This is a genomic window from Pollutimonas bauzanensis, from assembly GCF_040393045.1.
In the GTDB taxonomy this organism is placed as follows: Bacteria; Pseudomonadota; Gammaproteobacteria; order Burkholderiales; family Burkholderiaceae_B; genus Pollutimonas; species Pollutimonas bauzanensis_A.
The window spans coordinates 39,598-51,381 of sequence record NZ_JBEBUX010000013.1; the positions used below are offsets into that span (position 1 = coordinate 39,598).

The 11,784-nt window shown below is 58.1% G+C and carries 11 protein-coding genes; 7 read left to right on the top strand and 4 right to left on the bottom strand.

Going from position 1 to position 11,784, the window contains the following annotated elements; all coding sequences use genetic code 11:
* From ABWO67_RS03745 to ABWO67_RS03765, 5 genes are read left to right on the top strand one after another with little or no spacing between them, the layout of a single operon-like run.
* A complete protein-coding gene (locus ABWO67_RS03745; protein ID WP_353147710.1) occupies positions 1 to 558 on the top strand; it encodes a DUF3261 domain-containing protein in 558 nt (185 codons plus the stop codon).
* Positions 555 to 1,751: a beta-ketoacyl-[acyl-carrier-protein] synthase family protein gene (locus ABWO67_RS03750; protein WP_353147713.1), complete on the top strand. Its 1,197-nt coding sequence runs from the start codon at positions 555 to 557 to the stop codon at positions 1,749 to 1,751. The genes ABWO67_RS03745 and ABWO67_RS03750 overlap by 4 nt, the downstream gene beginning before the upstream one ends.
* Complete coding sequence (locus ABWO67_RS03755; RefSeq protein WP_353147716.1) at positions 1,748 to 2,209, top strand: hotdog family protein; 462 nt, start codon at positions 1,748 to 1,750, stop codon at positions 2,207 to 2,209. Before ABWO67_RS03750 ends, ABWO67_RS03755 begins: the two co-directional genes overlap by 4 nt.
* Positions 2,206 to 2,937, top strand: a complete 732-nt coding sequence (fabG, locus tag ABWO67_RS03760; protein ID WP_353147719.1) for a 3-oxoacyl-ACP reductase FabG — start codon at positions 2,206 to 2,208, stop codon at positions 2,935 to 2,937. The genes ABWO67_RS03755 and fabG overlap by 4 nt, the downstream gene beginning before the upstream one ends.
* Complete coding sequence (locus tag ABWO67_RS03765) at positions 2,937 to 4,163, top strand: beta-ketoacyl-ACP synthase (RefSeq protein ID WP_353147721.1); 1,227 nt, start codon at positions 2,937 to 2,939, stop codon at positions 4,161 to 4,163. Before fabG ends, ABWO67_RS03765 begins: the two co-directional genes overlap by 1 nt.
* Positions 4,164 to 4,220: 57 nt before the next feature.
* Here the strand turns inward: ABWO67_RS03765 and ABWO67_RS03770 are convergent, their stop codons facing one another.
* Complete coding sequence (locus ABWO67_RS03770) at positions 4,221 to 4,691, bottom strand: Lrp/AsnC family transcriptional regulator (protein WP_353147724.1); 471 nt, start codon at positions 4,689 to 4,691, stop codon at positions 4,221 to 4,223.
* Positions 4,692 to 4,833: 142 nt separating this feature from the next.
* On the opposite strand from ABWO67_RS03770, the gene mdeB reads away from it, so the two are divergent.
* Positions 4,834 to 7,491, top strand: coding sequence for an alpha-ketoglutarate dehydrogenase (mdeB, locus tag ABWO67_RS03775; protein WP_353147727.1), 2,658 nt, complete (start codon positions 4,834 to 4,836; stop codon positions 7,489 to 7,491).
* On the opposite strand, the gene ABWO67_RS03780 is transcribed toward mdeB, so the two are convergent.
* From ABWO67_RS03780 to ABWO67_RS03790, 3 genes are read right to left on the bottom strand one after another with little or no spacing between them, the layout of a single operon-like run.
* Positions 7,472 to 8,464, bottom strand: a complete 993-nt coding sequence (locus ABWO67_RS03780) for a tripartite tricarboxylate transporter substrate binding protein (protein ID WP_353147730.1) — start codon at positions 8,462 to 8,464, stop codon at positions 7,472 to 7,474. The two genes, mdeB and ABWO67_RS03780, sit on opposite strands and share 20 nt — an antisense overlap.
* Positions 8,461 to 9,477 carry an NADPH:quinone oxidoreductase family protein gene (locus ABWO67_RS03785; protein ID WP_353147740.1) on the bottom strand — a complete coding sequence of 339 codons (1,017 nt, stop codon included), beginning with the start codon at positions 9,475 to 9,477 and terminating at the stop codon, positions 8,461 to 8,463. The genes ABWO67_RS03780 and ABWO67_RS03785 overlap by 4 nt, the downstream gene beginning before the upstream one ends.
* Entirely contained in the window at positions 9,477 to 10,679 is a 1,203-nt protein-coding gene (locus tag ABWO67_RS03790) for a CaiB/BaiF CoA transferase family protein (RefSeq protein ID WP_353147733.1), read from the bottom strand. Before ABWO67_RS03790 ends, ABWO67_RS03785 begins: the two co-directional genes overlap by 1 nt.
* Positions 10,680 to 10,776: 97 nt before the next feature.
* Between ABWO67_RS03790 and ABWO67_RS03795 the strand changes: the two genes are divergently transcribed.
* Positions 10,777 to 11,706, top strand: a complete 930-nt coding sequence (locus ABWO67_RS03795; protein WP_353147735.1) for a LysR family transcriptional regulator — start codon at positions 10,777 to 10,779, stop codon at positions 11,704 to 11,706.
* Positions 11,707 to 11,784: the final 78 nt, after the last annotated feature.

An 11,784-nucleotide genomic window follows, 5' to 3' on the forward strand; every position in this document is an offset into this window, starting at 1 on the left:
ATGCAAATGCCTCGGTTCCATTGCTTACGACTGCCTGGCGCGCTGCTTATTGCAGCAAGCGCTTTTTTGGCGGGTTGCGCAAGCAAATCCATCTTGCCCGAGCACGTGCCCGAACTGGCGCTGCCGCGCAGTGTGCATGTGATCCAGCACGGCGCCGAAACACCGACGCAAGACGCCATGCTCGTAGCTCAGAAAGAGGCCGCCGGGGTATTACGCTGGTCTTTGTTCGATCCATTGGGCCTGCCTTTGGCCCGCCAGCTACTTCAAGATGGCCAATGGCGAAATGACGGCTTCCTTCCACCTAATCCAACGGCACGCGCCCTGTTTTCAGCATTGATCTTTGCCTGGACTCCTCAGGCAGCATTGGCAAATGCCTATCCTGCCGGATCATGGAGCCAGATACTCCTGCCAGACGGCAGCTATCAACGCCAGTTGCAGCAAAACGGCAGGACGCACTGGACCATCATTTGGCCATCCGGCACATCCCCGGATACATTCAATGTTTACGGCGTCGACGGCTTGCGGTGGCAGATATCGCCGCTCAAGGAGACGCCATGACCTACTGGCTGGGCACGCCGGGCATCGTCTGCGCCCTGGGCAGCAGTATCCTGGAAATCGATTCGGCTTTGCATACTGGCAGTACCACTGGCATGCGCAAGCTTGACGGTTGGGTCAATGGACGATCATTGACACTGGGCGCCTTCAGCGGTGCAACACCGCCACTGCCAGATGGGCTCGCAACGCAGCATGACAGCCGTAACAACCGTCTGTTGCTATTGGCAGGGCAGCAAATCGAGGCAACGCTGCGGACAGCTATCGCCCGCTACGGCGCGCACCGCGTCGCCATAGTCCTTGGCACCAGCACCTCGGGTGTCAATGACAACGCCGGCGCATTCAGCCACTTGGCTGAACAGGGCCATTGGCCGCAAGGGTACGACTATCGACGCCAGGTGCTATCGGCCCCAACCTCATTTCTTGCTGCATGGCTGGGCATTACCGGCCCGGCCTATACGCTGTCCACCGCATGCACCTCCAGTGCCCGCGCCCTGCTCTCGGCACGCAGTCTGCTCGATATGGACTTATGTGATGCAGTGATATGTGGCGGGGCCGACACCCTATGCCGCATGACGATCAACGGTTTCGCCAGCCTGGAAGCCATTTCTGACGACTTATGCAGCCCTTTCTCCGTGCATCGCCGCGGCATCAATATCGGCGAAGCCGCTGTGCTATTTCTAATGGAACGCAGCCCTGGCGAGGGGCCTGCAGCGACCTTCCTGGGCGGCGGCGCCAGTTCCGACGCCTGGCATATGTCGTCACCCGAGCCCCAAGGCGCAGGCGCCATCCAGGCGATGCAAGAAGCCCTGAGCGATGCAGGTCTGGATGCATCCGACATCAGCTGGGTGAGTCTTCACGGCACTGGCACAGAACACAACGACGCTATGGAAAGCCGCGCGATGAACACCGTTTTCAGCCGCGGGGTTCCGTGCGCCTCCACCAAGGCGCTGACCGGTCATGCTCTGGGCGCCGCCGGGGCCCTGGAGGCTGCACTGGCCTGGATCACCCTGACTCGCCCTGGCAATGATTCCCTGCCCCCGCATGTGTGGGACGCCTGCCCCGACCCTGCCTTGCCAATACTCGATTTCAGCACATCGGCACATCGCTTCTGCACGCGACAGCCCCGTATCGTCATGAGCAATTCATTTGCTTTCGGCGGTAATAACACCAGCTTGATCCTGGGAGCAAAGCCATGAATCTGCCACCAGTCGCCCAACTGATCCCACATTCCGGTAATGTCATACTCATCGATGAAATCGTTTCATTCGACAAAGATACGCTGGTGGCCCGAGCGCAAATAAAGCAATCAGGCCTATTTAACCAGGCCGATGGCAGCCTGCCCGCATGGCTAGGCCTGGAAATCATGGCCCAAGCCGTTGCCGCGTGGGCCGGTTGCACGGCCTTCAGCGCTGGCCAACCGGTCAAACTAGGCTTCTTGCTTGGTACCCGGCGCTACGATTGCCAGGTTCCAGCCTTTGTCGCTGGCTCCGACCTTACAATCAGCGTGGCCTGCTCTTTACAGGACGATGCGGGCATAGGCACATTCGACTGCCAATTACATCAAAGCGGGCATGTAGTGGCTAGCGCCCGCCTCAATGCTTATAGTCCACCAAATGTGGACGACTTCATTCAAGAGCCTCCTCCTAACGTATGAGCAACACTACTATTCTCGTTACCGGATCCAGTCGGGGCATAGGCCGCGCAATCTCGCTGGCGCTGGCTGATGCCGGCCACGATATTGTCCTGCATTGCCGCAATCGCCTGGAACAGGCCCTGGCAGTCCAGCTGGAAATCCAGGAAAAAGGCCGCGATGCGCGCGTGCTTTCCTTCGATATATCCGACCGCGATGCCTGCTCGCGCGTATTGAATGCCGACGTAGAAGCGCATGGCGCTTATTACGGCGTAGTGCTCAACGCCGGACTCAGCCGTGACGGCGCCTTTCCCGCGTTGACGGGCGACGATTGGGATCAGGTGCTGCGAACCAATCTGGACGGTTTCTACAATGTACTGCACCCCATCATGATGCCCATGATTCGCCGCAGGGCGCCCGGCCGTATCGTTTGCATGACATCGGTGTCCGGCCTGATAGGAAACCGCGGACAAGTCAATTACAGCGCCTCCAAGGCGGGCCTGATCGGGGCTGCCAAAGCGCTCGCAGTGGAACTTGCCAAACGACACATCACCGTCAATTGCGTCGCTCCCGGGCTCATAGAAACCGACATGATAGACAATGCCGTTCCTGTGGACGAAATATTGAAAGCCATACCAGCACAACGCATGGGCCAGCCTCACGAAGTCGCGGCTGCGGTGGCGTTTCTTATGTCCGAGAATGCCAGCTACATTACCCGTCAAGTGCTCGCTGTCAACGGAGGACTGTGTTGATGCATCGCGTCGTCGTAACAGGCATGGGCGGCATTAGCGCGCTGGGTAGCGATTGGCCCACCATCCAAGCCAATTTCCAGGCCGGGCATAACGCTGTCTGCACCATGCGGGAATGGGATAAGTACACCGAACTCAATACCAGGCTTGCCGCACCCATCAAAACCTTTACCGCCCCGTCGCACTGGACTCGCAAACAATTGCGCAGTATGGGCCGGGTATCGCAACTTGCAGTGCATGCGGCTGAAATCGCTTTGGAAGACGCTGGCTTGCTGGGCAATATCGACATCGCCGATGGGCGCATGGGCGTCGCCTGCGGCTCTTCCATAGGCAGCACGCCCGATGTTTGCGCGTTTGCGGACATGCTGCTCAATGGCGTAACCGATAGACTCAACGCCAACTCATATGTACGCATGATGCCTCATACAACAGCGGCAAATGTCGGTATCTTCTTCAACCTCAAGGGACGCATTATCCCCACGTCCAGCGCATGCACTTCGGGCAGCCAAGGAATAGGCTATGCCTTCGAGGCTATACGCTACGGCCGTCAAGCCATGATGCTCGCAGGCGGCGCTGAAGAGCTCTGTCCCAGCGAGGCCAGTGTGTTTGATGCGCTTTACGCCACAAGTCAAAAAAACGAGACGCCCGAGCTTACGCCGCGCCCTTATGACCGTATGCGCGACGGACTCGTCATCGGCGAAGGCGGCGGCATGCTCGTATTGGAGTCGCTGGAGCATGCGCAAGCCCGCGGAGCACGCATCCATGCAGAAATTGTCGGGTTCGGCAGTAATTCGGATGGTACGCATATTACCCGCCCCGAACCCGCCACCATGCGCATTGCCATGGAAATGGCCCTGGCCGACGCGGGACTGCCGCCATCAGCCATCGGCTATGTCAATGGGCACGGTACTGCCACTGAGCAAGGCGATATCGCCGAAACCCAGGCAACGCATGGCGTATTCGGATCGCGCATGACGATCAGTTCGCAGAAAAGCTACCTGGGCCATACGCTGGGGGCTTGCGGCGCGCTTGAGTCCTGGTTCAGCATCGAAATGCTCAATTCGGACTGGTATGCGCCCACCTTGAACCTGGTCGAGGTCGATCCGCTTTGTGGCGAGCTTGACTACCTGACCGGCAACGGCCGTGTGGCTTCGCATGAATATGCCATGAGCAATAATTTCGCCTTCGGGGGCGTCAACACTTCGTTGATTTTCCGCAGATGGCCATGACGCTTTCTTTCCAATCACCGGAGCTAGTCAATCGGCACATAACGGCACGCGGTAGGATCAGCCCGCAATCCCCAGTGGCAAAGCCGTTTTATACGATACCTGCTTCAGCGTAAAGCTGGAGCGGATCTTGTCGATGCCGGGTATGGAAGTCAACTGATCCAAGATGAAGCGCTCGAGCGCAGCGATATCGGCAACCGCCACCCGTATCAGGTAGTCGGAGTCGCCCGTCATTAAATAGCACTCCATGACTTCGTCATGCACAGTGATGCGTTGCTCGAAATTGGCCAAGGCCTGCTTGTCCTGCGACTTCAGACTGATGGAAATGAAGACATTCAAGCCCAGGCCCAGGGCAGCGGCATTCGCCAAGGCGACGTAGCGCACGATGATACCTGCGGCTTCCAATGCCTTGACTCGTGTCAGGCAAGGCGAAGGCGATAAATGCACGCGCTTGGCAAGTTCGACATTGCTCAGCGAGCCATCGCGCTGAAGCTCGTCCAAAATTCGCAGATCGGTTGCATCCAGCTTCATTATGTTGACTTATTAACTTTAACGGCATTTTATGCCGTCACAATGGATTATCACGCCTCATTTTAACAGCACATGCTTGCCGCTATCGTCCAGAATGACATTATCCCCGTCAGTCTGATTATCCAAGCGGAACACCTCTGTCATGAATGCACCGATATCGTCTCCAAGCCTGGCAGCTTATGCCGCCATCGACACCGACCCTCTGGAAACAGATGAATGGCGCGAAGCCTTTCATTCGTTGCTGAACGCCGGCGGACCCGTGCGCGCCAGCTTCATGCTTAACGAATTGCATCGTCTTGCCTCGGACGCCAATGTTGCATGGAAACCGTCTATCGGCACGCCTTATGTCAATACCATTCCGGTCACGCGGCAGTCTCCTTTCCCTGGCGATCTGGCGCTGGAAGAAAGCCTGGGCGCCATCATGCGCTGGAATGCGCTGGCGATGGTCGTGCGCGCCAATGCAGCCTATGGTGAGCTTGGCGGCCATATTGCCAGCTATGCCAGCGCTGCCGACTTGTTCGAAGTCGGCTTCAATCATTTTTTTCATGCTCGCGAAAAATGCGAAAACGGACACGGCGGCGATCTGGTCTTTTTCCAGCCCCACAGCGCGCCGGGCGTCTATGCTCGCGCTTTCCTCGAAGGCCGATTAAGCCAGGCCGACCTGCAACATTACCGGCAAGAACTGGGCGGCCCCGCCGATGGCGCCCGCGGCCTGTCCAGCTACCCTCACCCTTACCTCATGCCCGATTTCTGGCAGTTTCCCACGGGTTCCATGGGCATAGGGCCCATCAGCTCCATTTACCAGGCGCGCTTCATGCATTACCTGACGCACCGGGGCCTGGTCGACTGCACTGATCGTAAGGTCTGGGGGGTATTCGGCGATGGCGAAATGGATGAACCCGAATCCATGAGCGCCCTGACACTTGCAGCCCGCGAAGGCCTGGATAACCTGGTGTGGGTAGTGAACTGCAATTTGCAGCGCCTGGATGGCCCGGTACGCGGTAACAGCCGCATTATCGATGAACTGGAGAAGCTGTTTTTGGGCGCCGGCTGGAATGTGATCAAGACCTTGTGGGGCAGCGATTGGGACGGCCTGTTTGCGCGCGATCACAATGGCGCCCTGGCCGAAGCCTTGTCCAATACGGTCGATGGCCAAATGCAAACCTTTGCCGCCAAAGACGGCCGCTACAACCGCGACCACTTCTTCGGCCAGAATGCCGACCTGAAACATCTGGTGGAAGGCCTGAGCGACGAACAAATCGACAAGCTGCGTCGCGGCGGACATGACCTGGTCAAAATCCATGCCGCTTACGCAGCCGCCGCCAAGCACAAAGGAAAGCCCACCGTTATTCTGGCCCATACCAAGAAAGGGTTTGGCATGGGCGAGGCGGGCCAGGGCCGCATGACCACCCACTCGCAGAAAAAATTCGACAACGCCGACCTGCTTGCCTTTCGTGACCGCTTCAAGCTGCCATTGACCGATGCACAGGCAAGCGGGCTGGAATTCTATAAACCCGCCGACGACAGCCCGGAAATGCGCTATCTGCATGAACGGCGCGAGAAACTCGGCGGCTATCTGCCTGCTCGCCAAACCCAGGCCGCCAAAGTGCCCGTGCCCGAGCTAGCCAGCTATGCGCGTTTTGCCACGGAAAGCGACGGCAGCCGCGACATGTCGACAACGATGGCTTTTGTACGGATGCTGGGCACGCTGCTTAAAGACCGTGAGCTCGGTCCGCGCATTGTCCCTATCGTGGCTGACGAGGCCCGCACCTTCGGCATGGCCAATTTGTTCAAACAGGTGGGTATTTATTCCAGTGTGGGACAACGCTATGAACCCGAAGATATCGGTTCTATTTTGAACTATCGCGAGGCTATCGACGGGCAAATTCTGGAAGAAGGCATCAGCGAAGCCGGCGCCATCTCCAGTTGGGTGGCCGCGGCAACCAGCTACAGCGTGCACGGCACCGCCATGCTGCCCTTTTATATCTATTACTCCATGTTCGGCTTTCAACGCGTCGGCGACCTGATTTGGGCGGCAGCCGATCAGCGCCCCCGAGGCTTCCTGATAGGCGCTACTTCGGGACGCACCACGCTGGCCGGCGAAGGCTTGCAGCATCAGGACGGCACCAGCCACCTGTGGGCCAGCACGATACCCAACTGCAAGGCGTACGACCCTGCCTTCGCCTGCGAACTGGCGGTCATCGTTGATCGCGGCATGCGTGAAATGATGGTCGAACAACAAGACGTGTTCTATTACATCACTACGATGAACGAGAACTACGCCCATGCGGCGTTGAGCGAAGGTGTCAGCGACGCCATCCTGCGCGGCGGCTATCGGTTTGCGCGCTACGAGGCTGAAAACACTGAAAACCCGGGCGGCGCCGTTGGCAGGCATGCGACCTTACTGGGATCTGGCGCAATACTGACCGAGGTCATCAAGGCTGCCCAGGAACTGGCAAAAATGGGCATCACCACCGATGTGCTCAGTATTACCAGTTGGAGTGAGCTAGCCCGCGACGGCCAACAACATGATGCAGCTCGCCTGCAAGGGGCGCCTATCGATGGCCAGCCCTTTATTGCAGAGCAGTTGGCCGCCTGCAGCGGCCCCATCATCGCCGCCACCGACTATGTGCGCCTGGTCCCCGAGTCGATACGCGCCTATGTACCGCGCGGACGCGAATATATAACGCTGGGCACCGATGGATTCGGACGCAGCGACACGCGTGCGGCGCTACGCCGTTTCTTCAATGTAGATGCCCAGGCGATTGTGAACGCGACGCTTATTGCAATGGAACGTTAGCCTGCTTCACCAGCTCGGCCCACTTCTTTCCTTCGGAAGCGACATACTGGGCGAACTCTTTGGGCGTGGAGCCGACAGGCTCTGCGCCCATGGTCGCATATTGCTGCGCCACTTTTGGCTCATGCAAGGCTTGCTTCGCGGTTGCAGCCAGCTTCTCAACGATGGCATCAGGCGTGCCCTTCGGCGCCCACAAGCCATACCATGTGCTGATGTCGAAACCGGGGAAACCCGATTCCGCCACGGTAGGCACATCAGGCAAGGCCGCGACACGTTTATGTGTGGTGACCGCAATCGCGCGTAGTTGCCCTGATGCAATAAAGGGCATGGCCGAAGGCATGGAATCGAACATCAAATCAAGTTGACGGCCCACCAGGTCAGTCAGGGCAGGCGCACTACCCTTGTAAGGCACATGCTGCATCTGAATTCCAGCAAGCTTCTTGAACGACTCGCCCGACAAATGCTGTGCCGACGACGTCCCCGCCGAGCCGAAATTCAGCCCATTCTGACTACGCTTGGCCTCGGCAACCAGGTCAGCAACCGTTTTGATAGGAGAATCCTTGGGCACGACCAGCACCAATGGCACCGCGGCCAACTGGGTAATCGGCACAAAATCATTGAACGCATCGTGCGTCATTTTTTTATAGATGTGCGGATTGATGACGTGCAACGATGCATTCGCCAGAATGGTGTAGCCATCAGGGGCAGAACGAGCAACCTGATCCGCGCCTATCATCCCGCTTGCACCGGATTTATTGTCCACCACAATAGACTCGCCAATGATTTGGGCCATTGCTGCGCCAGCGCCCCGTGCAACCAAATCAGTGGGGCCGCCAGGCGGGTAAGGCACGACCATCTTGATCGCTTTATTAGGGTACGCATCGGCTGCATAGGCCGCCGGTCCCGCCGCACCTATCACGGTGATAGCGCACAAACCAAGCCAGTAAGCAGGTCGGCATCCAAACAATTTTCTCATGGTGTTGTCTCCGGTTTTATCGTTAATGCAACTTTACCGACGACTTGTCGGCTATGAAGGGCACCGAGCGCGTTGCTCAGCTCGGTAATTGGATAGGTCTTTGAGACCGTGGGACGAATACGCTTGTCGCGCGCCCAACCCAGTATGGTCTCCATCACTCGTTGCAATGCAGGAGCATGCACCGCGCGCTCGTCAGAAGGTGTCCAGCCGATGTAACGACCGTAAAAAAAACCGTGCAGCGTCAGGTTTTTTACCAACAAAAGATTGGGAGGTATCGTCGGCAAGACGCCGCTGGCAAAGCCGATACTCAGCAACCTGGCATTGTGCGCCGCCGCTCGTACCGCATAGCCGAAAAGTTCGCCTCCGACAGGGTCCACGATAATGTCAGCGCCCCGCCCCCCGGTCAACGCCTTTACCTCGGCGGCCAGGTTGGCGTCTGGCGCCACAGCACCGTGCGCTCCGCGGGCCAACGCCTCGTTCCGTTTTTCTTGCGTGCTCGCGCAGGCAATCACGTGCGCCCCCATCTGTGCCGCCAGCTCGACCGCAGCCAGACCGACACCGGCCCCCGCGCCCAGCACAAGCACCGTTTCGCCAGGCTGTAGTGCACAACGCCAAAGCAAGCCGCAGTAGGCGGTGCCATAAGAGATAGGAACCGGCAGCGCATCCAGCAGCGGCAATCCATCGGGCACCGCATATACCGTGTATTCGGGCAGCTTCACCTGCTCGGCAAAGCATCCCCAATCAGCAATGGCAACCACCGCATCGCCGGGTTTGAAACGTGTAACGGCAGTGCCTACCGAAACAATATGGCCTACCGCTTCGGTGCCGGGTGTAAATGGCAGCGGCGGCTTCGTTTGATAACGTCCGGCGATCATCAAACCGGTAGCGTGGCTTACGCTTGCGTAGGCGACAGCCATCACGACTTCATGCGGGCCCGGCGCAGCGGGCTCGTCGCGATTGACCAACTGCACGTCTTGAACCGTGCCGAAACGTTCGCACTGCAATGCCCGCATCATGCCTGGACCTCGCTGGTGCTTGCTGCAGCGGCTTGCCTGACCACACCGGAATCCAGCAATGCGGCAATTTCAGCCACATCGAGCCCGGCGGCAGCCAGGACTTCAGTTGAGTGCTGGCCTATGCCTGGCGCCGCCTGCATCGGCCGACGCCCGCTTGCGCCGGGCAAACCCGGCAATCGCAATGCCCCCACCCCCGGCTGATCAATACTTTGCAGCATTCCCAGGTGCTCAGTTTGCGGATGCGCTGCAACAGAGGCGTAATCGCGCACGGGCGCATGGAGTACATCGTGCTCCCGCAGGCGAGCTTCCCATATCTCGCTGTCCGCCGTGGCCAATTGCGATGCCATTTCCGCGTGCAGGAAGTCGCGCTGCGCCATGCGTTTTTCATTGCTCTGAAAGCGCTCATCGGTCAGCCAATCCGGCCTATCCAAAGCGCGGCATAGGCGCGCGAACTGATCGTTATTCAAGGCTATTACTGAAAGCTGCCCATTCGCTGTACTAAACACCCCGTTTGGCGCACTAACCGCGCCCGAAGGACGCCCATTAGCCAGCGTAAATGCAGCGATATCGTTGATCTGTAATGCTGCGCAAGCCTCAAACAGGCTGATCTCGATATGGGTGCCGCGACCGCGGGCAAGACGTTGGTATAGTGCTGCGGCCAGTTGTTGGGCCGCATACAAGGCGGTGGAAATATCAGCCAACAGCATGCCGATACGCCTGGGCGTCTGGCTGGCATCCTGATTGGCAAACATCAGGCCGGTGTCTGCCTGCATCACCGAATCAGAACCAGGCGCCTGGGCATAAGGGCCATCCGAACCGTAGCCGCTAATCGATACATAAACCAAATCCGGCTTTAAATCCGCTAACGCCGCATATCCAACCCCCAGGCGTTCAGCCACACCGGGGCGGAAATTTTGCACCACGACGTCAGCCTGCAGGGCCAAGCGGCGCAACAGCTGTTTACCTGCTTCGGGGCGCGCATCAAGGCATAAGCCCTGTTTACCGGCGTTGTAGCTGACAGATAGCGCACTGTGGCCATTGCGGACTACCCCTACATTGCGCCCCCAGTCGCCTTCGGGCGGCTCAACCTTGATGACGCTCGCACCCTGTTGCCACAGTATTTGCGTGCAATAAGGGCCGGCAATACCCTGGCTGATATCAAGAATGCGCAACCCTGAAAATGGAAGTTGTAGGCTCATGGCGATATCGCTCGTGCTTGAAATGATGTTCAATCATGCTAGCATCGGTCTTTTTAATAAACAATGGCACAAAATGTGCCTCTAATGTTGATTATTAATGGACAATAAACTGGATCTGAACCTCATCCATTTGTTTGTGACGATTGTTCAATCCCGAACGCTAAGCGAAGCCGCCCGCCGCACCGGCATGACGCGCTCTAATGCTTCACGCCAGCTCAAGGCGCTGGAACTGGCCATGGGCGCCCAATTGCTTCGGCGCACTACACGGCATATGGAAGTCACCGAAGCCGGCAAGCTGCTTTATACCCACGGTATACGCATGTTGGAAGAGGCCGACACCGCCCGCGCGTCCATAGAAAGCCTGGGGAAATCAGTGCGCGGCGACGTACGTATACGCCTGCCGACCGGGCTCGGCCACTTGTATCTGACATCCGTTCTGCTGGATTTTGCCAAGCGTTATCCGGACGTCACCTTGCGGGTGCTGATCAACGACTTTATCGGCGACCTGATTTCGGCCGAAGTCGATGTGGCTTTGAAAATAACATCTACGCCACCCGAGGATCATGTGGCGCGCAAAATATGTGACATTTCCTGGTGCCTTTGCGCATCGCCGGATTTCATTGAGCGATCAGGCGCGATAGCCACACTTGAAGACCTCGCGCAGCGCCCGCTCATTGCACCCGCATCGTTTGGCCGCCGCTTTGATCTGAAATTCGATATGAACGGCGCGCGCATGCTGCTGCGAGTAGCGCCGCGACTGCAGTCAGGCGATTACCCCTATCTACTGGAAGCCGCCCTGTCCAGTCTAGGCGTAGCATTGCTGCCGCGCTATGCCGTATGGCGACAGCTACAGGCAGGGTCGCTACAAGAGGTGTTGTCGCAATATGAACCGGAAGGGGTGGGCAACAGCGTGTACTTGCTGACTGCGGCCAACCGCTTTCCCACCATGGCCACGCGCACCCTCATGAATTTCATCTCGGAGCAAATCCGGCTGAACGAATCAAACTGGCGCAGGCCTGGGTCTTAGCGTATTTTTGCTACGAGGTGTTTATAGGACTTGCGGACGTGCTGGGGGCGGTTTTTCGTTCTTGAGAAAGGCGGGTGT